Here is a 23,590-nt window from a genome sequence, read left to right on the forward strand (position 1 = left end):
GTTAGTACGAGATTTTGACTATTTTCTAATAGAGACACTCATACTGTTTTAAGTTGAAAATAGGAATCATATAATCGCATTTAAAAAAATATATTTTTTAAATTAAAAACTTTTTTACGCTCTGTGAAAGAAGAGTAGATTGCTGTTTTAACTCTTGAATTTGCTTAAAAATATGGCCGATTTCTTGATTTTGCGTATAAATTGATGCAGCAGTTTGGTTTGTCCCAGATGAAAATTCAGCTGAGGCTGAAGCAATGTGCTGAAGCCAGCCCATAATTATTTCACTGCGCTCCGTTGTATGCTTAAGCACAGATGAGATTTCGTCAATGTGTTCTCCCATTCCTTCTGTTTCTTCTTTTATTTTTTCAAATCGGATACCAACCTCGTCCATCTGGATTGCTCCTGTACTTACTTCCTTATAGCTTGTTTGAAGCAAAGAAGATACCTTTTCGCTGTTTTCCTGAACGCTGGCTGAAATCGCTGTAATTTCTTTAACGGATTCATCGACTTTAGCCGACAGCTTTCTGACTTCATTCGCCACGACCGTAAATCCTCTGCCGCTCTCACCTGCTCTTGCCGCCTCAATCGCAGCATTTAGTGCAAGAAGATTCGTTTGTTCAGCAATCGCCTGAATGGCTCGTCCCAGCTTTGACACTTTTACCATCTCGGCATTCAAGTTGTTCACCTGGTCATGAGCCATTTTTACTGTACTGTACATTTGCTTCATTTGCTGTGAAAGAGCCGTTACAACAGAAAATCCATCCTTCGTGCTTGAAAGCATACGCACGGAAGATTGGTGTAAAGATTCTCCTGATCCGCTTACGTTTTTCACCTCTTCATTAAAAGTCGTAAATTCTTCAAGCATATTCCCTAGATAGCCGCTTTGCTGCTCCATGTTTTCAGACATCCCTTCCATGGTCTCAGAAATAACTGCGCTTGTTTTCTGGACATCTCCGGAATGTGCGGCCAGTAAGTCTGATTGGTCCGAAATCTCAGCTGAAGCAGCCGTTATTTGCAATACCATTTGTTTTAAACTTTCAGCCATCTGATTGCTGCTTGCTGCAAGCAACCCAAGTTCATCCTTCGTATGCGGGATGACCGGATCTACAGATAGATTTCCTTTTGCGACTTCATCTGACAAATGCACCATTTGTTTAAGATTCCGTTTGATTCCACTTAAAATGATCCATAGCGGCACACCGCTTAAAATAATGGCAAATATGATTGAAACGATAAGAACTGTCAATGAAGTTGCAGCTCCGCATTCTGCTTTTTCTGAAGAAATCTCTCTTTCGTTGTTTATCGATTCTCTAATCGTATGCAGCAGGTCAAGATTCTCGTCTCTGAGTTTTGCCGTTTCGTCTCTTGCTTGTGTGTAAATATCCTCATCGAGCCTTAATACTGAAGGCATGACCGTATTGACAAAGAGTTCATCCATTTTGTCATTATTTTTTATCAACTGATCGACTTGTTGTTGATAGTTTTTATCATTTTTTTTAATATCATCAAGAGATTGTTTCAGCTGATTGCGATATGTACGAAATTCCTGAACGTACTGCTCCTCTTTGAATGTAATGTAATCTGAAAGCTTTGCATCCTTGGCGCGAATCATTGACCCGATTTCAGTCACTAGGACCGATCGCTCACTGCTAATATCCATTTCTTTCACATCTTTAATTAGCTGGGACAAATATACGGCAGCAACCAATGCGGCAAATATGGTCAGGCTGATCGTAATCAAGTATGAAACAATAATTTTCTTTGTAAAGGACAACCCGCTCCATGCAGTCAATGTTGTTAAAGGATTTGTTTTTAATTTGCTCCAAATTCCGGCCATGAATAGTTCCTCCCGCTTATATATGTAATATCTACTAGGTCATATGAACTATAAACAAAGCAAAAATACAAGCCCTGAAAAGAAATTCAGGGCTTTAATTATTCAAATCATATTGGATGCCTGTATCCACAAAAATAACATGTTCGGAAATATTCGTAATGTGGTCACCGATTCTTTCAACATATCTGCAAATAAAAGAGAGCTGTAAAATCTGCGACGTATACTGCGGATGTACTGTCATTAATTTCATCAGTTCATCAATCAATTTTTTATGGTAAGCGTCCACCTTATCATCAGCTTCTGCGACGTTTCTTGCTTGAATAGTATTATTGTTTCGATAGGAAAGAATCGCATCAGTAAGCATCGATTTTACAATATCAATCATTTTCGGTATATCCACAATCGGTTTGATAAGCGTTTCCTTGTTTCCGATTCGTATGGTCGATTTTGCAATATTAACTGCAAGGTCACCGATTCTTTCGACCTCTGAAGAAATCTTGATCGCTGCAATCAACTGTCTGAGATCCGAAGCTACAGGAGCTTGCTTTGCAATCAATGTAACTGCATGGTTATTCAAATCTGTTTCTTGTTCATTGAGAAATTGATCTTTCTTCACGACCTTTTCCGCCAGCTCAATGTCTTGATTTTTTAGTGCCATTACTGATAAATCAAGCATTTCTTGGGCAAATTCAGTCATTCTAAGCAGTTCTTTTTTTAAGCTTTGAAGCTCTTCGTCAAAACTCTTTCGAACTTGCATCTACATCCCCCTTGTATGACTTATCCAAACCTGCCGGATATATAGTCCTCTGTTTTTTGATCCTCTGGATTTGAGAAGATTTTATCGGTTTGATTGATTTCAACTAATTCTCCCATTAAAAAAAATGCGGTACGGTCAGAAACCCTTGCTGCCTGCTGCATGTTGTGTGTTACAACTGCAATCGTGTACTTTTTCTTCAGATCAAGTATAAGCTCTTCAATTTTCAGTGTGGAAATGGGATCCAACGCAGAAGTCGGTTCATCCATTAGCACTACTTCAGGAGTAGTCGCCAGAGCCCGAGCGATGCAAAGCCTTTGCTGCTGTCCTCCGGAAAGACCAAGCGCAGGAGCATCCAAACGGTCTTTCACTTCATCCCACAGAGCAACGTCAATCAATGACTTCTCAACAAGCTCTTTTAGCTTAGACTTGCTTTTAATTCCATGGATGCGAGGGCCATACGCAACATTGTCAAAAATTGACTGGGGGAAAGGGTTACCTTTTTGAAACACCATGCCTACATTTTTTCTAAGTTCCACCAAATCAATTTTAGATTGTAAAATGTTATTTCCCTGGTAAACAATTTCACCGGACATTCTAACCCCCGGCACCATGTTAATCATAAGGTTTAATGTCTTAATAAACGTAGATTTCCCGCAGCCTGAAGGCCCGATAATTGCGGTTACTTCATTTTTGCGGATAGAAAAGTTTATGTTTTTTAATGCGTGATTATCACCGTACCATAAATTCAAGTCGTTCATTTGAAAGACTTCCTGAGTTTGTATCCCTTCAGCTACCGCACTCATTCTCTTTCCTCCTATCCAAATCTGCCAGTAATATATTCTTCTGTTTTCTTCTCGGCCGGATTAGTAAATATTTTCTCTGTGTTTGCATATTCTACTAAATCACCGTTTAGGAAAAAGGCAGTTTTATCAGAAATCCTTGAAGCCTGCTGCATATTATGCGTCACGATGACAATCGAATAATCCTTTTTCAGCTCAATCAAAAGATCCTCAATTTTACTATTAGAAATCGGGTCAAGGGCAGAAGCGGGTTCATCAAGAAGCATGACTGTCGGCTTCATTGCTAATGTACGGGCAATGCATAGACGCTGCTGCTGTCCGCCTGAAAGGGAAAGCGCAGATTCTTTGAGACGATCCTTAACTTCATTCCATAATGCAGCTTTTGTTAAGCTTTCTTCAACGATGTCATCCAAAACAGATTTCTTGCGAATGCCTGAATATTTCAATCCGTGCGTAATGTTGTTGTATATTGATTTTGGAAATGGATTTGGCTTTTGAAAAACCATGCCGATTTCTCTTCTTAAATTGACGACATTAATTTTACTGTCAAGAATGTTAATTCCTTCATAAATAATTTGACCATCGAACCTAGAGCCGGGGATGAGGTCGTTCATTCGGTTAACGCTTCTAAGAAACGTAGATTTTCCACATCCGGAAGGTCCAATCAAAGCAGTAATGGCGTTTTTCTCTATATCAAAAGAAATACTATTTACTGCCCGTTTTTCCCCATAATATATATCTAAATCTTTTACTTGTAATACATGTTCTTTCACAGCGTTTTCAGGTTCTGCTTCAGATTCCTTTATCCTGTTTAATGCAGATATTTGAGCCATTTATGGATTCACCTATCCTTTCTATTTCGTTGCCGTTAATTTCTTATGGATATACGATCCAAGCCATCTGGCTGCGAGATTAAAAATCAATACAGAAATAACAAGCACAGCTGCTGCGCCATTTGAAATGGCTTCTGCATCTGGGATGATCCCTTGCGTATTGACATTCCAAATGTGTACTGCTAACGTTTCAGCCGGTCTGAAAATGTTAAGCGGCGATGTGTAGGAAAAAGGGTTCCAGTTTTCAAAATTCAGTCTAGGTGTCGTCAAACCAGCTGTGAAAAGCAAGGCTGCCGCTTCTCCAAATACTCTCCCCGAAGCTAAGATTGCACCGGTGATAATAGAAGGAATCGCGCCAGGAATCAATACGGTTTTGATCGTGTGCCATTTTGATACACCGAGCGCAAGTGAAGCTTCCTTTTGGTCCTTTGGAACCGAACGAATCGCATCCTCTGTTACACGAACCATAACTGGCAGGTTAAATACGGTTAAAGCGAGTGCCCCCCCTATTATCGTATATCCCCATCCAGTTAAATTTACAAACATAAGCAAACCGAACATGCCAATAACAATCGAGGGCAATGAAGCCAGCACTTCTATACACGTGCGGACAAAATCAGTCAGTTTATTTGCAGGTGCATATTCTGCCATATAGACGCCTCCGCCTACTCCAAGCGGTATCGTAATGATCATGGTGATCAACAGAATATAAAACGAGTTAAACAGCTGATCCCGAATTCCTCCGCCTGATGCAACTGCACTTGATCTGGTTGTCAAAAAGTCTAAAGATATATGAGTAATACCATTAAAAATGATATAAGAAAATAAGCCAATTAAAAGAGCAACAATAATTCCGGCAATAACACCAAAGACACCTGTTGCAATCCGGTCGGTTACTTTGCTGTTCATTAGATTTTCCTCCTAGCTGACAGATAACGAATAAAGAGAATAAATAGGAAGGACATAATTAACAGAACAAGCCCCATGGACCAGAGCGTATTGTTTTCTACGCTTCCGTATGTGGTATGCCCCATATTCAATGTAATAATAGTCGTTAATGTAGCTGCCGTATCGAGCAAGCTTTCCGGTAGATTTCTTGAATTTCCGATAACCATTTGCACTGCTAGTGCCTCGCCAAATGCTCTGGCCATACCAAGTACGACTGCAGTAAGCAAGGTAGGAAGCGCTGCTGGAATCAATACCTTGCGAATCGTTTGCCATCGTGTTGCCCCTAGCGCGTAAGAGCCCTCACGCAAGCTTTTCGGCAAGGAAGAGATGGCGTCGGTCGAAATAGACGTAATGGTCGGCAGGATCATTACGGAAAGAACGATCGTTCCAGCAAGCAAGCTATGTCCCGGCCCCGATTTGTATTGAGCGATAAACGGCACCAATACGGTAAGCCCGATGAACCCGTAAACAACCGAAGGGATACCGACAAGCAGTTCAATAACCGGCTGCAGAATCTTTTTTCCCCAAGACGGAGCGATCTCTGTCATGAATATTGCCCCGCCGATTCCAAGAGGTGCAGCAACAAGTGCAGAAAGAATAGTTACTGCAAAAGAGCCAAAGATAAACGGGAATGCTCCGTACTCAGGGCTTTCATTTACAGGATTCCATTGTAAGCTAGTTAAAAATTCCCCAACGCTAACACCATTTACAAGAAAAGATTGCAAACCCTTCGTTCCGAGAAAGATTGTTATTGCGATTGTGGCTGATATCATTATAAGAGCGCACGCAGTAACGAGAATCCTTCCCCGAACCTCATCCATTTTTCGATTTTGTTTAGAATGTATTAATCTTTCTCTAGCAGAAAGTTCTTCTAATTTTTTTGCCATTTTTTACACTCCTATAACATCGTAATAGGGAAAGCGTCAGGTGACCACTTTCCCTACAATTTATCAGAGGCAATTATTTATCTGTTTGCTTGCCTTCTGCATCACGTTGAACTTCCATTTTTGTGGCTGGAATATATCCTTGGTCAGTAACGATAGAATTTTGAATTTCATCACTTTGTAAATATTCAAGGAACGTTTTCGCTAATCCGTCAGGCTCGCCTTTCGTATATGAATGCTGGTAAGCCCAGATTGGGAAGTCGCCTTTTTGTACATTTTCAACAGTTGGTTCAACGCCGTCAATTGAAAGAGATGTAACTTTATCATCTGTTAAGTAAGAGAAAGCAAGATATCCGATCGCGCCATCAGTTTCTCCGATAAGCTTTTTAACAGTGTTTGAAGAATCCTCAGTGATTCCTTCTGCAGGTGTTGCTCCGCCAAGTGCATATTTAACAAAAGTAGCACGAGTACCAGAAGAATCAGGACGGTTGACAAGAACGATTTTTTGATCTTTTCCGCCAAGCTCTTTCCAGTTTTTAATTTCACCTGTAAAAACTTTTTTAAGGTTGTCCAAAGAAATATCTTTAATGCCAACTTCAGGGTTAACTGCAGCGGTCATTCCTACAACTGCTACTTGATGATCCTTTAGTTCGTTTGCAGGAACTCCTTCTTTTTCTTCAGCGAAAACGTCAGAGTTTCCAATTTGTACTGAACCTTCTGCGACTTGTGAAAGACCTGTTCCAGAACCGCCAGCTTGTACTTGAATATCAGCTTCCGGATTTTCTTCCATGAACTTTTCAGCGGCAGCCAGTACTAATGGTTGCATAGCAGATGAGCCGGAAATTGAAAGAGATCCTGAAGCTTCTCCAGAAGTTTCATTTCCGCTTCCGCTATCTTCAGCATTTCCACCTTCATTTGAGTTTCCGCATGCCGCTGCAAATACTAGGATTGCAGACATGAGAAACAGTAGTGCTATACCCTTGAAGTTCTTCATTTCCATAATTCCCCCTACATGATTTGTGAAATTTGTCCTACAGGGAATAGGGTAACTTTTCATTATTAAGCCTGTTTGAACCAATTGTTAAGGTTTTGTAAATCCACGTCGAATTTTGCATTTTATTGGGATAGTATTTACAAAAAAGCGCCCTGTCATTCCAGGGCGCTTCCTTCTTTATTCGTTTAATTGAGTGTTTGCTTCATCTTCAATTTTATCCAAATTTTTATTTGCCGTATTTTCTTTACTTTGTTTCGATTTTAATTCGAAATATTTATCAAGAATTCGTTCGCCAATATTATTTGTGATTGAATGCTTGTCTGAATAATCCTCATAAGCCCATGGAACCACGACTGAAAATGCGACTTCCGGATTATCAGCCGGAGCATAACCAACGAGAGTTGTGTTGTAAGTCGGAGTTAAAAATTTATCTTTATTCGGGCCATCGTAAAATGCTTGGGCAGTTCCCGTTTTTCCGGCAGGATTATAGCTCTTTGATGAAAATTGAGAGCTTGCAGTGCCGTTTGGCCCCTGCATGACAAGCTTGAATCCTTGCTGAACCCGTTTGATTTCGCTGTCGCTCATATCGATTCTGTTTAATGTTTTTGGGTCAACTGAATCAATAACGCTTCCGATCCCTTTATCTGGATTAGGCTCCCGTATTTCTTTTACAAGATGGGGCTGCATTCGATACCCTCCATTTGCAATCGTAGACACATATTGTGCCATTTGCAGCGGTGTATACGTATCATACTGCCCGATCGATAAGTCAAGCAGGAACCCGGGGTCCGTTTTAGCCCCTTTTAGCCCTGCAGCTTCGTTCGGAAGATCGATTCCAGTTTTTACGCCGAGGCCAAACTGGTTAAAATAATACCTGAACGTGTTAAACGCTTTTGGATCGATCGAGAGCGGTTCACTTCTTTTATACGTACCATTTCCTATCTCTATCGCAGTCTTGAACATGTATACATTTGATGATCTCATAAGTGCGGTTAAATCATTTACCGGACCCATTGTCGTTACCGATTTTTTCGGAGGCGACCCTTTAATATAGAGTGGTTCATCCGTTTGAATTGTCCCTGGTTGAATGGCGCCTGTTTCATAACCCGTTAGAACCGTCGCTCCTTTAACGGATGATCCCATGGCGTATGATGAAGTCATCGCACCAAGAGCATAATCATCGAAAGCAAGCTTGCCGTTTTTATTCTTTACTTGTTTGCCGGCAATGGATATCAAGTCTCCATTTTTCGGATCCGTCATGACGACAAACGCCCGGTCTAATAAGGCAGTACCCGGCTTTTGCTTTGCTTTCCTGAGCTCATCTTCAATAATCGCTTCCACTTCTTTTTGCATATCAATGTCAATCGTTAAGATAAGATCCTTGCCTGCTTTTCCTTGATTGATAACTTGGGAATCAACCACATTTCCCGAACGATCTGTTACATTTTTTATTTTTTCTTTTTGTCCTTGAAGAACATTTTCATATTGCAATTCGAGATAGCTTTTCCCAACCCTGTCATTTCTGCTGTAGCCCAGAGAAAGGTAGTGATCAAGCAGGCTTTGCGGAAGGCCTTCATTGGTCTTTGACACTTGTCCAAGAAGAGATCTAAGCAGATCCTTGTTTGGATATTCCCGGTCCCAATCCTTCGTTACGTTTACTCCGGGAAGCTCATCTAAATGTTCGCTGACGTATGCCAGCTCCTCTGTTGTCACATCTTTATTTTTTATAAACTGCGGATTCAAAGGATATCCTTGATCCATTTGTCTTTTGATCGCAAGAACCTTCAAGTCCTCATCTGTCAGTTCACTTAATTTTTCTTCGGTTATGCGTTCCAGCTGAAGCTGATACAGGTCTTCTTCAGCGATCTTTCCGTCCTCTAGCTTTTGCCGGTCTTCACTCGTAATAAGTGATTTCGCTTTCTCCGAGTTAGTCAAAATCCAATAGTCCTTTTTATCCCGTTCTGTTATTTTATCGGTACCGAGTTTAATCATTTTTGACAGCTTTTTTGCAACTTCCAACCGCTCTTCCTGTGTCGTACTGGCACTTCTCGTGTATGTAATCGCATTAAGTGGAGAATTTCCGACCATCGTATTAAAATTCCGGTCATAGATTTTTCCTCTTGGGACTGAATTGCTTACATCGACGTCTTCTTGCTTTTCTACTTCGTTGGTATAGTCTTGACCATAAACGATTTGTACAATTCCCAGCCTGATAATCACACCAGTAAAAATGATAAAGGCAAAAAGAAATAACAAATGCAAACGAATCGGCATTATTTTTTTATACGTTTTCTTATTCATATCTTCCATCACCTAGTCTATATTTAACTTCAATACATGCGTAAGAAAAGACACCTTATCTGATTAATAATAAAGTGCCTTTAGACATTATTCTACAATATTCACGAATTGTCATAAAAATGTAACTTACCTCTCACCTTTTATAAGGTTCGTTTCAGAAGCTTGTTTCTGTCCGTCTTCTGCTATACTTTCCTCACCATGCTCTTCAAGCTGAATATCCTTTACATAGTAATATATAGCAGCATAACCTGTTCCAAGAATGACTAGTGATACCGGGATGCCGATCTCCTCATTTAGCAGCAAAACGAGTAAAAGAAAAATTAATATGGAACAGATCCTTCCAAAATTTAAAAACAGCTCTCGAATCACAATATATTCAATTCTTGCCTTTCGTGCGTTTCTCGCTTTGCCAATCACATCATATGTCATTGAAATATACGGCACAAGCACAAGAGGATAGCCGATTGAGATCGCGATTCCGTATAAAATAAGTGTCGGATAGGACATGGTGAACAGAATAAGGAACAACGAACTATAAAGAAGCATCCCGCCAAAAAAAATCGCTTTTTTTCTCGTGTGTTTTTTGATCATCCTTGCTGCCAAATAATATGCAACAAAAGATACAGCTGAATTCACTAGTCCAAAGGTGCCTAGCGCAAGCTCGCTTCCAGTCGATATGAATACAAAAACGCTTATAATAAAGACGTATATTCCCTCTCTGACCCCTTGGAAAAAATGGGCGTTGGTAATTCTTCCCCAATCCTTATCATGATTTCGCTCTTCCCAGATTTTTTTAAACAAAAATCTTCCGTGAGCTTCTCTTCTTTTTAAAAAAAAGCTCATAATAACAGCCAATAAAAATAAACCTAACGAAAGACTGAAAATCAAATTATACCCATTGTTATCCTGAAGCCTGGAAATCACAAAACCTGCGACAACCGGTCCGATCATTCCCGCGAATGAGGCCAGTACTCCTAAAAAGCCATTGAAAAAATCTCTTGTCTCAGGTTCAGTCACTTCAAATGTTAATACATTATATGCCAGCCAATAAAAGCCAGAGCCAATCCCCAATACGCTGCCAAGCATGACGAGATTCGCCGATGCTACTTCGCCTGCACCAAGTACAATCAAATAAAAAGCAGCTAAAAACACAATGCCCAGCCGCAGGATAATCACCCTGTCGATCCTTTTCGCCCACCAGCCAGCCAGCGAAAAGGCAATCGGCTCAAATATCACCGAAGATAGGTTGTAGATGGCCAAATCAACAAATTGCCCCGATTGCTTCCACAAATAAATATTTACAAATGTATTTGATAATGCGATGGATAATGAGTAAAGGCCTCCTACTGACAGAAGCAGCAGCAGATCTTGATTGATTTCCACGTCCCCTACCATTTTTTTTAGTCTGCTCATCAATGACTCCCCTTTACTGTAGTCATTAGTTTGTCTAATCGATTTGCAGATATGTAAAAAAAGCAGAAAAAAACAAGGATCGAAAGAATCGATCCTTGTTCTCATATACGTGATTATTTTGCTGCTGTGTAAAGATCGTTTACTGCAGACCAGTTTACAACATTCCAAAATGCGGCGATATAATCAGGACGCTTGTTTTGGTATTTTAGGTAGTATGCATGCTCCCATACGTCTAAACCAAGAATTGGCGTTTTGCCTTCTGATAAAGGAGAGTCTTGATTTGGTGTGCTTGTAATTTCCAATTTGCCGTTGTTAAGGACTAACCATGCCCAGCCAGAACCAAAACGTCCTGCCGCAGCTGCTGCGAAGTCTTCTTTGAATTTATCAAAGCTGCCAAATTCAGCTGAAATCGCATCAGCAAGTTCGCCGGTTGGAGTACCGCCGCCATCTGGAGAAAGTGTTTTCCAGAAGAACGAATGGTTGGCATGACCGCCTCCGTTATTGCGCACAGCAGTACGAATATCTTCAGGTACAGCATCAAGATTTGCAACAAGATCTTCTACTGATTTGCTTTCCAAATCTGACTTTCCTGCGACTGCGTCATTTAATTTTGTTACGTATGTGTTGTGATGCTTCGTATGGTGAATGTTCATCGTTTCTTTGTCGATGTGAGGTTCCAATGCATCATAAGCATAAGGTAGTTCTGGTAATTCAAATGCCATTAATAATTCCTCCCTAAATTTGTTATGTAATCGGGCCTGAAAGCAAGCCTTTTCAATTTTCAGAGTACCAAAAATATAAGCCTGTTTCAATACAAATGCTCATGTCTGTATCGGTGTGACCCGAGTCTATAATACAATTTCCGATCCTCCGCAGTTTTAAACATGTGATCACGATTTGCTTATGCGTAAGTTTCTTGTGTTCACATTCGGCTTACTGTTACAATGAAGAGCGGGTATTATGATTATATAATTGGACGTGATGAGGATTTTTAGACAATTTTTTAAAAGTATTTACTCCCCGCAGGCGATTGCCCGGACTCGTTTTCAAAAAATAGGCATCGCCATTTTGTATGTGTTTCTTTTGTCGTTTCTAGCAGCGCTGCCATCTGCATTCAATATGGGAACGACGATCTACCAGGCATCTTATGATTTCAAAGATATTCTTGAAAGGGATATACCTGATTTCAGTATCAAAGATGGCCAATTATCAACTGCGGAAAAAGCCCCTGTAGAAGGGCAGGCCGGACAGTTTATGGTCGTTCTGGATCCTGCAAGCGCATATGATACGGAACAAATTGAAGCGAAACAAAACGCCGCTGCGTTTTTAAAAGATAAGTTCGTCATTGCAACAGACGGGCAGGCGATGGAATTTGAATATACTATGTTCCCTTCTGATATTTCCAAAAATGAAATTTTAGACCTGTCTGGTCAATTACAATCTTTCTTTGTTCCTGTACTAATTGTACTTATCTTCTTTTTTTCTGCCGCAAGCAAATTTATCGAAGTATCACTTTTGGCTGTACTGGGGATCTTGATCAAAAATATGCAAGGAAAAAGCAGCATGCTGCCCTATAAACAGCTTTGGACCATGGCTGCATACTCTGCCACCTTGGCAACCGTCTTTTTTGCTATCATGACAGCTTTACATACTGAAGTTCCAAGTCCAATGCTGCTAAATTGGTTTGTGCATTTCATGATTCTATTTCTCGCAGTTAAAGAAATTCCTACAAAAAGAACATAACGATTCTTGCCGCCAATATAATTTGGCGGTTTTTTCATTTATAAAACAAATGGGATTGTGGATAACTTGGCGGTTGTGTCCGCCCTCAGCGCTTAGCTCTTGTGAGAAATAACCTCATGCATCTAAAAGTAAAAAGCACTTTTTGAGTCAAGTGAACTCAAGGCGCTTGCGCTTTTGTTCTATCCTCTTTAGGACAAGCATATAATGATAAAAACTGTCGGGAGGAAACTAGGTTGAAACGGTTCATTATTGTTGTTTCTTTAGTATTTCTTTCCTTTATTGTGTACTATGATTTAAGCTGGGGAACTAATCCCATTCCGCAAGAGAAGCAGCAAGAGGAGCCTAAAATTCAGCCGGTTTCTTCCCAAGCTGAAGAAGGGAGTGTTTTCCAAGCCCATACGGTTAAAAAGGGAGAAACGGTTTTTTCCATCGTTGATCAAAAAAGCGGCGGCTCTCCTCCTATATCAGCTGAGCAAATTGTCGAGGATTTCGAACGTTTAAATCCCGAAACGAAAGCAAACCTCATTCAGTCGGGGAAAGTTTATAAATTCCCTGTATACAATAAATCTTCTTAATTCCTTGTCAGCTTGACTGACGGACTGATACAATATGACATGTAACTAAAACGACAAAGGCAGCATGAAGATGCTAAACAAACGTTAAGGAGCGGTTGAAAGTGAGTGAAATCACACATCGTACAAAAACTCGCCCAGTCAAAGTAGGTCCTTTAACAATAGGCGGAAGTAATGAATTATTTATACAAAGCATGACAACAACAAAAACTCATGACGTGGAAGCGACAGTAGCTGAAATCAATCGGCTGGCGGAAGCGGGATGCCAAATTGTTCGTGTAGCCTGTCCGGATGAAAGAGCTGCCGACGCAATTGCGGAAATAAAAAAACGAATTACGATACCTTTGGTTGTAGATATACATTTTGACTATAAATTAGCATTGAAAGCAATTGAAGGCGGAGCCGATAAAATTAGGATAAACCCTGGAAATATCGGGCGCCGTGAAAAAGTGGAGGCTGTTGTGAAAGCAGCCAAAGAAAAAGGCATACCGATTCGAATCGGTGTAAACGCGGGTTCGTTGGAAAAACGAATTCTTGATAAATACGGATACCCGACAGCAGATGGCATGGTCGAAAGTGCGCTTCATCATATAAAAATTCTTGAAGACCTTGACTTTCACGATATCATTGTCAGTATGAAGGCATCAGACGTTCAGCTTGCAATTGAAGCTTATAGAAAAGCTTCTGAAGCCTTTGACTACCCTCTTCATCTCGGAATTACCGAATCCGGAACATTATTTGCCGGTACTGTGAAAAGCTCTGCGGGGCTTGGAGCGATTTTAAGCCTTGGAATCGGAAATACATTGCGCATTTCCTTAAGCGCTGACCCGGTTGAAGAGGTTAAAGTTGCAAGAGAGTTGTTAAAATCGTTTGGCCTTGCCTCTAATGCGGCAACATTGATTTCCTGTCCAACGTGCGGGCGAATTGAAATTGACTTAATTAGCATTGCAAATGAAGTCGAAGAATATATTTCAAAAATAAAAGCTCCGATTAAGGTTGCTGTTCTCGGCTGTGCTGTAAATGGTCCTGGCGAAGCACGTGAAGCCGATATCGGCATTGCCGGTGCCCGAGGTGAAGGCCTTCTGTTCCGCAAAGGAAAAACAGTAAGAAAAGTTCCTGAAGAAACAATGGTCGAGGAATTAAAAAAAGAAATCGATAAGCTTGCCGAAGAGCATTATGCGAAAGAAGCAGCTGAAAAAGAAAAAATTAAAGCCTAAATAAAAAAGCTTGGCGGGAATTCCGCCAAGCTTTTTTGTACCTAGAAAAATGGGGTGATAAATATTCCAATGAGCAAAGAAACAACACCGATTCCAATTGCCCAAGCCCCTAATGCTCCTGCTCCTCTTCTTCTTGCAATAAAGCCGACGATAATACCGACAATCCCTAATAGAACAGGGAATATAAACAAGGAAATGATCGATATTGCCAAAGCAGCATAACCGATCCATCCGGCATTATCTCTGTTTGCGTCCTCGACATCGTTACGCCTGTCTGAATCATTTTTTGCTCGATATGGTTCTGTGAGCTCTGCAGCCGTTTCTTCGTCAAAATTACGTCTATTGACATCCGGCTCATCCCGGTTTTCAAATCGATTGTGATTTTTTTCTTGATCCATTGTCAGCCCTCACTTTCATGATAAAGGAGCATTTATAGTTTAATCAGTTTTGTATTGGTTTATGTATTTCAAAACAAAAAAGCGGTTTAAACTACCCGCTTATTTATTGACTGTATTCTCCACTTTGCTGCTCACTTTCAGCGGAAAACGAAACCCCAATTGATTGCAGTGAGGCTTTCGCTTGATTTAAAGAGGTTTCTGCTTGTTCTTGCCATTTGATAATTACTTTAATAAAGGGTTTATACTCGGGAATTGCATTTTCCTCCATCGTTTTTAACCCTTCACGTACTTTTTTATCTTGGCTTTCAGCATTTAAGATACAAGCCGTCATAGTCTCTACAATCGAATTCTGTTTCTCGCCGTTTTTTAGCCTTTGGGCAGACCCTGCAGCCGTCACACGATGATAAGAAGCTGGAACCAGATGACTGTGCATTTCTCGATTTCCTTTTAAATCTTTTGTTTTTGGGATATGGAAAAGCTCACTGCTCATTGCACACACCATTTCTTCAGCATATAAGCTTTGACGCAGCAAATATAAAACATGGTCCCATTTATTTACTCGAATTGGATAATATGGACACATAAAAATCATCCCCTTTTTAAAAGAACTCTCATGCTAAATAGGTATGATTAAGTAACCGAAGTATGATTTATCCAAGGGAATTTACGAAAATAAAAAAATCCTGTATAGAAACAGGATTAAACATGGAGAATCTTATATCAGAAATTAGTTTTTTATTTTAGATTGATACGGTTTTATTTGACCGCGAATCTCTCCGTCCGGATTTTGCACGGTATGAGCATTGACATATGTTCTTCCATCTCTAATAAGCTTTATTAATGCCGAAAGCGGCTTTCCGCTAAGGGGCCCTACGAGATCATTCTTGGTAATGGTACCTTCGATGACACCTTGAGTTACACTGATACTAGGATCAACCGGACCGAAGAGAAAAACAACTACAGGACCATTCTCCCCTCTTTCACCGATATGAATATGTGCCTGAGTAAAATTGCGAAGATTATTTACCTCTAATTGATATCGAATGCTTTTTTCATCGCTGCTTATTTGAAACTGTGCAAATCCGCTTGCATTGGTACGAACTGGCGGAACCTCTTCTGAACCCCTTAACCTTGCAATAAAAAAGTCACTCTTATGATGATGTTTATTCATTTTTTCACCCTCCTAACACTTTTGGCATAATATAAAGTATTTTGCAGAAGGATGAATTGCTTGTACTAACATCTAATGTGTATTAAAAATGGTTTATTGACAGTCAGGGCACGTTCCGTATACTTCAAATTTATGCCCGCTGATTTCGTATCCTTTAAAATTTTCATTTACGGCATCCATCGGACAAGCATCAATTTCCTTTGTTCTGCCGCAAGCGAGACAGATGAAGTGATGATGGTGATGGCTGAATGAACACACAAATCGAAACAGCTTTTCACCGGAAAGCTCAGTCGTTTCTAAAATCCCCAAATCAGCATAAAGCGAAAGGTTTCTATAAATGGTATCAAAACTAAGTCCGGGATAGTCAACACTAAGATCTGAAAGCACATCCTTGGCTGATAAATATTTATCGGAACGGGCAAACAACTGCAGCATGTCTTCTCTTTTACTTGTATATTTGTATCCATTTTCCTTCAATAAATCAAGCGCCTCTTGAACGTTCATGTAGAAATCTCCTTTTAAATTTGTTCAAGCCCAGTGTCAGCAATAGAATGATAACAGAAGTCACTACGACGGTTCCTCCTGGTGCAAGATCCAGCTGAAAACCTGATATTAATCCAATGATAACAGATATTTCTCCAAATAGAACAGAATAAAAGATCGCCTGCTTAAATCCTTTTGCGATCCTGATACTAGCCGCAACAGGTAATGTCATTAGAGAAGAGACAAGCAAAATGCCGACAATTCTCATCGACGCAGCAATAACCAAGGCAACGATTACGATAAAAATAAAATGAAGCCATTTTGCCGGTATACCAGATGAGCGAGCATGTTCTTCGTCAAAAGAAAGCATGAACAACTCTTTGTAAAGAGCAAAAACCAAGAGCAGAACAATAACCGTTACACCTACGATAATAAAAAGATCCGTTCTTGAGACTGCGCTGACGCTTCCAAATAAATAACTGAACAAATCGGTATTAAAACCGTCTGCAAGAGAAATAAAAATGACAGAAACGCCAATACCTCCGGAAAGAATGATCGGAATGGACAGCTCCTGAAAATGCTTGTATACACTTCTAAGCCTTTCTATGAGGAGTGACCCGAATATAGAAAAAAACATTCCCAAATACAAAGGGCTTACGCCAGCCATAAACGCAAAGCGCTTTTCAAGATAAAGGCTTGCTGCAATGCCTGCCAAGGTCACATGGCTTAGTGCATCAGCAATTAAAGACATTCTTCGGACAACAATAAATACACCGAGTATAGGGGCAATAAGTCCGATTAGCAGACCTGAAATAAGTGCATTTTGTAAAAAATCATATTGAAAAAAAGGTGCTAGCATTATAGGTACCCTCCGTGATGATCATGGCTGATCGTTTGTACATCATGACCGTAAAAAGATGACAACGTACGATCTGATACCGATTCAAATTGTGAGGGGCTGCCATGAAAATGCAGCGTCTTATTTAAGCAGGCGACGTGTGTAACTTTATCGGAGATTGTACCTACATCATGTGTGACAAGTATCAGTGTCATGCCTCGTTCTTTATTTAATTTTTGAAGAAGGTGATAAAAACCTTCTACGTTTTTTTGATCCACACCGACTGTGGGTTCGTCAAGAATCAATAGCTTCGGATCGCTGACAAGAGCTCTGGCAATAAACGTCCGTTGCTGCTGCCCACCAGATAGCTCGCCAATGTTGCGATGTGTAAGAGAAGTAATTCCTACAGCTTCTATTGCATCTTCAACCGCACGCTTGCTTTTTTTATCCATTTTCTTAAAAAGCCCGAGCCGCGCTGTTAATCCACTCGCGACGACTTCAAATACGGAGGCGGGAAACCCTGTATTGAAGCTGTTTGCTTTTTGCGAAACGAACCCGATTTGTCCCCAATTTTTATACTTTTTATAGGATTCGCCAAACAGCTTTAACTCACCCGATTGTGGCTTTATTAAACCAAGAATGCACTTTAACAGAGTTGTTTTCCCCGATCCGTTCGGGCCGACCAAGCCGAGAAAAGTTCCTTCTTCTATTGTAAATGTGATATCCTCAATTGCATTTTCGTGCTCATAAGCGTAAGAAACATGCTTCAATTCAAGTGCTGGAGATACCATCTTGCTTCTCACCTTCAATTTATTTTTCTGAACCATTACGATTTACAATCAAAAAGAAAATGGCTGCTATTATAGCAAACCACTTCAAACCAGTTCGATCATAAATTATACCGTTTATCAGATAAAAAGTAAAATATATCGTTTAATGAATAGCAGTTTTGAATTTTCCTCCTCTTGTTTCATGAGTGTTCATAATTGTAATAAATGCCTGTTCATCAATTTCGAACACGATTGATTTTAGCTTTGTTATTTCTAAACGTGTGACTACCGCATAGATCACTTCTGTCTCGAGATCTGAATAGCCGCCTTTTCCTTTCAGCTTTGTTGTGCCGCGGCCCAATCGGTCCAATATAGCATCAGATATTTCCTCATAGTTATCGGATACGATAATGACCGCTTTCGTTTCATCCAGCCCCTGGATCACAACATCAATTGTTTTAAAAGCAATGAAATAGGTCATTACCGAATACATGGCTTGCTCCGGACCGAATACAAAGCCCGCCCAAGTAAAAATAAAAACGTTAAAAAACATGACAAACTCACCAACTGAAAACGGGAGCTTTTTTGTAAAAAGGATACCGAGAATTTCTGATCCGTCCATGGAACCTCCGTTTCGAATCACTATCCCGACGCCTAATCCGAGGAGCAGTCCGCCAAATACCGTCGCTAGAACCGGCTCTGTGGTGAAGGCATGAATGTGATGAAGAGAGCTCTCTACGACGGACAACCCTACAATCCCAATGATCGTAGAGACCAGAAAGGTTTTCCCGATGTGCTTGTAGCCAAATAGCATAAATGGTGCATTCAGGACAACGACAAGGACGGCGAAGTTGATAAAAGGATTGTCTTTAAATATGTAATCCAAAATAAGAGAAATACCTATAATTCCGCCATCAATAATATTATTTGGAACTAAGAACAATTCAATGCTCACCGCAGCACATGCTGCTCCAATTAATATCATAAATAGCCGAAAGATAAATCGGGTTTTTGATTCTTTTTTATGCTGTTTTTTTGGTGCTGACATACTTTCTCCTTTCTTTCATAACGAACTGGTTTTTTCCTACTACTATCATACCATTAAATACAATGTTGACTAAATTTAACTCCAATTGAATGAAAAAATTGGAACGATATGAGTCATTCACCCATACAATTAGATTTGAGGGGAGGAACGAACGTTGTATTTCATGCAAAAGATTATTTTACAGAGGTTAAATCGAGCAACAGCAAAGGATATTCTCAGCTATGCCAATCAGTATGGAATTTCGTTAACTGCCAAACAGGCTGCTGATGTTGCGGCTCTGTTACACGGAAAAAATGTCAATATTTTCGATGAAAAGGAAAGAGCAAGCCTGATTACAAAAGTAGAGAGCATTACATCCAAGAGCACTGCCAAAAAGGTGAATGAATTATTAAACCAATTTATCAGGTGAAAAAGAAACTTCTCGTACCCTTTGATACGAGAAGTTTCTCATTTTCATTACTGGGCTAAAATCTTTTCAAGTACGCTCTCTTCAAACTGCCGATTCCGGAGCATATCGATTTCAAATTTGTAAGGAGGTTTTTTGTTCTTCTTATCCTCTCCAACGTATGGGGTTTCAAGAATCTTCGGAATGTCTTGCAGCTGATCATGATGAACTATATAATTGAGAGCTTTAAAACCGATATGGCCAAAGCCAATATTTTCATGACGATCCTTTCTTGCTCCGCATACATTTTTGCTGTCATTAATATGAAGAACCTTAAGCCTGTCCAGCCCGATAATTTTATCAAATTCATTTAAAGTCCCATCGAAATCTTCGACGATATTATAGCCTGCATCATGCGTATGACACGTATCGAAGCAAACAGAGAGATGCTCATTGTGGGTCACACCGCTGATAATCTCCGCAAGCTCTTCAAAGCTCCTCCCGCATTCAGATCCTTTTCCTGCCATCGTTTCAAGGGCGATTTGCACCGATTGGCCAGGTTCAATAACTTCATTTAATCCTTCTATAATCTTTTTGATCCCGACTTCAGCTCCTGCACCAACGTGCGCACCGGGATGCAGGACAATTTGTTTAGCGCCGATAGCAGCTGTTCTCTCAATTTCTGAACGGAGAAAAGTAACACCCAGCTCAAAGGTTGCTGGATTCCCCGTATTTCCGATATTAATAATGTAGGGGGCATGTACAACAATATCCTCGATGCCGTTTTCTTTCATATGGGCAGTGCCGGCTTCTATATTTAAATCTTCAATTTTTTTACGCCTCGTATTTTGCGGAGCTCCCGTATAAACCATAAATGCGTTTGCTCCATAAGACTGTGCTTCTTCACTTGCTCCCTGCAGCATTTTTTTGCCGCTCATGCTTACATGTGACCCTATCTTTACCAAACCGTTTCCCCTACTTTCCTTTTCTCGAATTTAATTTTCTTTGCCGCTTTTTGATTTTTTCTAATTCTGCGGTCATTTTTTTCTTATATCCTGGCTTTACTTTTTTCGGTTTTTTAACAAAATGCTTTGCCTTTTCATCAATTTCATCAGCCACACGTTTACGTTTCTTTCTACGCTGCCGATCTTCAAGGGCTACCCATTCTCCCTTAACAATTTCCTTGTTTTCAAACACGATGCCCATATTCTCAAGTCTTGCTAAGCCATCTTCATCGGATGTATCATATATTGTCATGGCGATACCAGTTGATCCGGCCCGGGCTGTTCTGCCGACACGGTGAATGTAAAAGTCCAGATCATCCGGGAGCTCATAATTGATAACGTGGCTGATACCCTTAATATCGATCCCTCGTGCTGCTAAATCAGTCGCGATAACAAAAGCATATTCTAATTCATTGATTTGCTTCATTACCTTTTTGCGTTCTCGCGGTGTCAGGCCTCCATGTAAAATTCCAGCTTTTACCCCGTGATCTCTGAGATACTCAAAGACATGATCAGCTGCTTGTTTCGTATTTGTGAAAATAATGGCTAAATACGGGTTAATGTGGGTTACCATGGTTAATAAAAGCTTGTCCTTGTCTCTATGCCTCGATGGGATTAGCACGTGCTCAATATTTTCTGCCGCAATTTGCTTCGGCTCGACATGTGCATATTTTGGATTTTTCATATATTTTTTCAAGAAAGGCTTCAGCTTTTCCGGAATTGTTGCTGAGAAAACGAGCATTTGAAGCTGCTCCGGCATATTGGAGCCAATAAAATCGACATCCTCTAAAAATCCCATATCCAACATGAGGTCTGCCTCATCAATGACAAAGCTTTTCGCCGTAAAGACGTTAAGAGCTTTTTCTTTAATCAAATCTGCAATCCTACCCGGAGTTCCAACGACAAGATGCGGCTGTCTCTTAAGCTTTTCGATGGTTTTCTTTTTATCTGTTCCGCCAATGTAGCATTTTGAGATAATTTCTTCATCAGCTTCCGTGTACTTCGTAATTTTTAATACTTCCTGATAAATTTGATTGGCAAGCTCTCTTGTAGGTGCTGTAATCACAACCTGTACTTCTTCTTGATCAGGATGGATGCTATGTATTAACGGCAGCAAATACGCATGCGTTTTTCCTGTTCCTGTCTGAGATTGGCCAATGGCGCTCTCGCCTTTTAAAGCAGCAGGAATCAGCCTCCTTTGAATATCAGTCGGTTCATAAAATCCCATTTTCTCAACTGCTTCTATGATAAAGGGTTTTAAATTGTATTCAGTAAATTTTGTTTGTCCCATGTTTTCAGCTCCTTAAACACTAAATTAGTGTCCATCAAAAACCCATTATAACTGATTCGTTCCTAAAAAACCATTAGCCGACGGAAAGAAGATGAATAGACAAATTTTGTTCTTTATGCATATCCTATCGTGCAAGATGTTTTTCGAAAGGAGGTAATCAATTGTTTCCACAACGACAAATACGAAACGGTCCACAGCAGATGGGCAGACCAAGAATGCCAAGAGCTCTTCGGCAACAGCAAGCTGCAAATTTCCAAATGAATCGATTTCAACAGCCGCAGCCTCCAATTCAACAGCCATTTCAACAGATGGGCCAATTTTTCCCTCAGCCGCCAGGGGCAGGTGCAGGGAATGACGCAGGGGCAGGAGGAATCAGAGGACTTCTCTCCAAATTCTTACCAGGCGCAGGCGGCTTGCCAGGAGCAGGTACAGGTTCTGGTCTGCAAAGCCTACAAGGACTACAGAATCTTGCAAATCCAGCCAATATTTCCGGAATGCTCGGTAATGTCCAAAAAATGCTCGGAATGGCTCAGCAAATTACACCGATGGTCCAGCAATACGGACCTCTGGTCAGAAATATTCCTTCCATGATAAAGTTATACAGCCAGCTAAACAAAGCTGACGATGCAAACAGCAAAGAAGACAAATCTTCAGCTGAAAATTCAAATGAAACAATGCAAGCAAGCTCTCAGCAAAAAAAGAAAAAAAAGACGGCAGCAGATAGCGGACAGCCCGCTTCAAAGCCTTCTAGCAACCAGCCTTCCGGAAGCTCAAGACCTAGGCTGTATGTATAAGAATCTTTGATATCCAATGTGAGATCAGCTATAATAGAAGAAAGAGAACCTGAGAGTATAAAGCCGTTTACAACGGCTTTTTATTTTGTGACGTCTCTTAAGCTTCGATTGTAGGAGGAACAAGAATGAATGTAATTAAAATATCTCCGCGCGGCTATTGCTATGGAGTTGTTGACGCAATGGTTATTGCAAAAAATGCGGCTCTTGATAAATCTCTTCCTCGACCGATCTATATCCTTGGAATGATTGTTCATAATAAGCACGTGACAGATGCCTTTGAAGAGGACGGCATCATTACGCTGGATGGCACAAACCGTTTGGAAATTATTAAAAATGTAGATAAAGGGACGATCATCTTTACGGCTCACGGTGTGTCACCTGAAGTACGGAAAATTGCTGAAGATAAAGGGCTGGTTGCAATTGACGCGACTTGTCCGGATGTAACAAAAACCCATAATCTAATTTTGGATATGAAAGAAAAAGGATATCACGTTATCTATATCGGCAAGAAAGGACATCCGGAACCAGAGGGCGCTGTAGGTGTAGCACCTGATATCGTTCATTTAGTAGAAACAGAAGAAGACGTCGCTAACCTTAACATACAGAATGACAAAATTATAGTTACAAACCAAACCACTATGTCGCAATGGGATGTTCACGATATCATGGAGCAAGTAAAAGAAAAATATCCTCATGTTGAATTTCACCAGGAGATTTGTTTGGCAACTCAAGTCAGACAAGAGGCCGTGTCTGAACAAGCGAAACAAGCTGATTTAACGATTGTTGTTGGAGATCCAAAAAGCAATAACTCCAACCGGCTCGCACAGGTCTCTGAAGAAATTGCCGGTACAAAAGCTTACCGTATCGGTGATATTAGCGAACTAAAGCTTGAGTGGCTAAAGAATGTAGAAACTGTAGCAATCACAGCAGGGGCGTCTACACCGACTCCTATTACAAAGGAAGTTATTCGGTTTTTGGAAGGCTTCAATTGGGAAGATGAATCGACCTGGACGATAAAGCATGACATTCCACTGAAAAAAATACTGCCAAAGGTTAAAGCAAAATAAGAGGCTGGTTCGCCAGCCTCTTATTTATCGTTTGCATGCAAT

General features: G+C 40.4%; 25 protein-coding genes and 1 pseudogene. 6 read left to right on the forward strand and 20 right to left on the reverse strand.

Going from position 1 to position 23,590, the window contains the following annotated elements; genetic code table 11:
- Window positions 1-97 precede the first annotated feature (97 nt).
- The 11 genes and pseudogenes from AM592_RS25335 to sodA form a co-directional block, all read right to left on the reverse strand.
- Entirely contained in the window at window positions 98-664 is a 567-nt protein-coding gene (locus tag AM592_RS25335; RefSeq protein WP_376773350.1) for a methyl-accepting chemotaxis protein, read from the reverse strand.
- 372 nt (window positions 665-1,036) lie between these two features.
- A pseudogene (locus AM592_RS25340) lies at window positions 1,037-1,837 on the reverse strand (HAMP domain-containing protein); the annotation flags it as partial.
- A gap of 94 nt (window positions 1,838-1,931) precedes the next feature.
- On the reverse strand, window positions 1,932-2,594 hold the full coding sequence (gene phoU, locus AM592_RS08455; protein WP_053603391.1) for a phosphate signaling complex protein PhoU: 663 nt from the start codon (window positions 2,592-2,594) through the stop codon (window positions 1,932-1,934).
- Window positions 2,595-2,614: 20 nt separating this feature from the next.
- Window positions 2,615-3,397 (reverse strand): phosphate ABC transporter ATP-binding protein PstB, encoded by a 783-nt coding sequence (gene pstB, locus AM592_RS08460; protein WP_053603392.1) that lies wholly within the window; start codon window positions 3,395-3,397, stop codon window positions 2,615-2,617.
- Window positions 3,398-3,408: 11 nt separating this feature from the next.
- Window positions 3,409-4,227 carry a phosphate ABC transporter ATP-binding protein PstB gene (gene pstB, locus AM592_RS08465; RefSeq protein WP_053603393.1) on the reverse strand — a complete coding sequence of 273 codons (819 nt, stop codon included), beginning with the start codon at window positions 4,225-4,227 and terminating at the stop codon, window positions 3,409-3,411.
- Between the two features lie 21 nt (window positions 4,228-4,248).
- Window positions 4,249-5,136 (reverse strand): phosphate ABC transporter permease PstA, encoded by an 888-nt coding sequence (gene pstA / locus AM592_RS08470; RefSeq protein ID WP_053603394.1) that lies wholly within the window; start codon window positions 5,134-5,136, stop codon window positions 4,249-4,251.
- Window positions 5,136-6,062, reverse strand: a complete 927-nt coding sequence (gene pstC, locus AM592_RS08475; RefSeq protein WP_053603395.1) for a phosphate ABC transporter permease subunit PstC — start codon at window positions 6,060-6,062, stop codon at window positions 5,136-5,138. Before pstC ends, pstA begins: the two co-directional genes overlap by 1 nt.
- A gap of 73 nt (window positions 6,063-6,135) precedes the next feature.
- Window positions 6,136-7,053, reverse strand: coding sequence for a phosphate ABC transporter substrate-binding protein (locus tag AM592_RS08480; protein ID WP_053606039.1), 918 nt, complete (start codon window positions 7,051-7,053; stop codon window positions 6,136-6,138).
- 177 nt (window positions 7,054-7,230) lie between these two features.
- Complete coding sequence (locus AM592_RS08485; protein ID WP_082363878.1) at window positions 7,231-9,354, reverse strand: peptidoglycan D,D-transpeptidase FtsI family protein; 2,124 nt, start codon at window positions 9,352-9,354, stop codon at window positions 7,231-7,233.
- 126 nt (window positions 9,355-9,480) lie between these two features.
- On the reverse strand, window positions 9,481-10,767 hold the full coding sequence (locus AM592_RS08490; RefSeq protein WP_053603397.1) for an MFS transporter: 1,287 nt from the start codon (window positions 10,765-10,767) through the stop codon (window positions 9,481-9,483).
- Window positions 10,768-10,880: 113 nt separating this feature from the next.
- Window positions 10,881-11,489, reverse strand: coding sequence for a superoxide dismutase SodA (sodA, locus tag AM592_RS08495; RefSeq protein WP_053603398.1), 609 nt, complete (start codon window positions 11,487-11,489; stop codon window positions 10,881-10,883).
- Window positions 11,490-11,748: 259 nt separating this feature from the next.
- On the opposite strand from sodA, the gene AM592_RS08500 reads away from it, so the two are divergent.
- The 3 genes from AM592_RS08500 to ispG all read left to right on the forward strand — a co-directional run bounded on the left by AM592_RS08500 (window position 11,749) and on the right by ispG (window position 14,299).
- Window positions 11,749-12,510 carry a DUF1189 domain-containing protein gene (locus AM592_RS08500; RefSeq protein WP_053603399.1) on the forward strand — a complete coding sequence of 254 codons (762 nt, stop codon included), beginning with the start codon at window positions 11,749-11,751 and terminating at the stop codon, window positions 12,508-12,510.
- Between the two features lie 233 nt (window positions 12,511-12,743).
- A complete protein-coding gene (locus AM592_RS08505) occupies window positions 12,744-13,085 on the forward strand; it encodes a LysM peptidoglycan-binding domain-containing protein (protein WP_053603400.1) in 342 nt (113 codons plus the stop codon).
- A 95-nt stretch (window positions 13,086-13,180) separates the two neighbouring features.
- Window positions 13,181-14,299, forward strand: coding sequence for a flavodoxin-dependent (E)-4-hydroxy-3-methylbut-2-enyl-diphosphate synthase (gene ispG / locus AM592_RS08510; RefSeq protein ID WP_098945215.1), 1,119 nt, complete (start codon window positions 13,181-13,183; stop codon window positions 14,297-14,299).
- 41 nt (window positions 14,300-14,340) lie between these two features.
- Here the strand turns inward: ispG and AM592_RS08515 are convergent, their stop codons facing one another.
- The 7 genes from AM592_RS08515 to AM592_RS08545 form a co-directional block, all read right to left on the reverse strand.
- Window positions 14,341-14,697: a DUF4190 domain-containing protein gene (locus AM592_RS08515; protein ID WP_053603402.1), complete on the reverse strand. Its 357-nt coding sequence runs from the start codon at window positions 14,695-14,697 to the stop codon at window positions 14,341-14,343.
- A 103-nt stretch (window positions 14,698-14,800) separates the two neighbouring features.
- Window positions 14,801-15,280: a hypothetical protein gene (locus AM592_RS08520; RefSeq protein ID WP_053603403.1), complete on the reverse strand. Its 480-nt coding sequence runs from the start codon at window positions 15,278-15,280 to the stop codon at window positions 14,801-14,803.
- Between the two features lie 144 nt (window positions 15,281-15,424).
- Window positions 15,425-15,868 carry a CHRD domain-containing protein gene (locus AM592_RS08525; protein ID WP_053603404.1) on the reverse strand — a complete coding sequence of 148 codons (444 nt, stop codon included), beginning with the start codon at window positions 15,866-15,868 and terminating at the stop codon, window positions 15,425-15,427.
- Window positions 15,869-15,961: 93 nt separating this feature from the next.
- Complete coding sequence (locus tag AM592_RS08530; protein ID WP_053603405.1) at window positions 15,962-16,372, reverse strand: zinc uptake transcriptional repressor Zur; 411 nt, start codon at window positions 16,370-16,372, stop codon at window positions 15,962-15,964.
- On the reverse strand, window positions 16,350-17,210 hold the full coding sequence (locus AM592_RS08535) for a metal ABC transporter permease (RefSeq protein WP_053603406.1): 861 nt from the start codon (window positions 17,208-17,210) through the stop codon (window positions 16,350-16,352). Before AM592_RS08535 ends, AM592_RS08530 begins: the two co-directional genes overlap by 23 nt.
- Complete coding sequence (locus tag AM592_RS08540; RefSeq protein ID WP_053603407.1) at window positions 17,210-17,980, reverse strand: metal ABC transporter ATP-binding protein; 771 nt, start codon at window positions 17,978-17,980, stop codon at window positions 17,210-17,212. Before AM592_RS08540 ends, AM592_RS08535 begins: the two co-directional genes overlap by 1 nt.
- Before the next feature lie 142 nt (window positions 17,981-18,122).
- Window positions 18,123-19,007 (reverse strand): YitT family protein, encoded by an 885-nt coding sequence (locus AM592_RS08545; RefSeq protein ID WP_053603408.1) that lies wholly within the window; start codon window positions 19,005-19,007, stop codon window positions 18,123-18,125.
- Between the two features lie 163 nt (window positions 19,008-19,170).
- Between AM592_RS08545 and AM592_RS08550 the strand changes: the two genes are divergently transcribed.
- Entirely contained in the window at window positions 19,171-19,416 is a 246-nt protein-coding gene (locus tag AM592_RS08550; RefSeq protein WP_053606040.1) for a DUF2624 domain-containing protein, read from the forward strand.
- Between the two features lie 47 nt (window positions 19,417-19,463).
- Here the strand turns inward: AM592_RS08550 and AM592_RS08555 are convergent, their stop codons facing one another.
- Window positions 19,464-20,357 (reverse strand): deoxyribonuclease IV, encoded by an 894-nt coding sequence (locus AM592_RS08555; RefSeq protein WP_053603409.1) that lies wholly within the window; start codon window positions 20,355-20,357, stop codon window positions 19,464-19,466.
- A 10-nt stretch (window positions 20,358-20,367) separates the two neighbouring features.
- Window positions 20,368-21,687: a DEAD/DEAH box helicase gene (locus tag AM592_RS08560; protein ID WP_053603410.1), complete on the reverse strand. Its 1,320-nt coding sequence runs from the start codon at window positions 21,685-21,687 to the stop codon at window positions 20,368-20,370.
- 200 nt (window positions 21,688-21,887) lie between these two features.
- Between AM592_RS08560 and vrrA the strand changes: the two genes are divergently transcribed.
- Entirely contained in the window at window positions 21,888-22,481 is a 594-nt protein-coding gene (gene vrrA, locus AM592_RS08565) for a VrrA/YqfQ family protein (RefSeq protein ID WP_082364335.1), read from the forward strand.
- Window positions 22,482-22,606: 125 nt separating this feature from the next.
- Window positions 22,607-23,548 carry a 4-hydroxy-3-methylbut-2-enyl diphosphate reductase gene (locus AM592_RS08570; protein WP_053603412.1) on the forward strand — a complete coding sequence of 314 codons (942 nt, stop codon included), beginning with the start codon at window positions 22,607-22,609 and terminating at the stop codon, window positions 23,546-23,548.
- The last annotated feature ends 42 nt before the right edge of the window (window positions 23,549-23,590 follow it).

Source organism: Bacillus gobiensis (genome assembly GCF_001278705.1).
In the GTDB taxonomy this organism is placed as follows: domain Bacteria; phylum Bacillota; class Bacilli; order Bacillales; family Bacillaceae; genus Bacillus; species Bacillus gobiensis.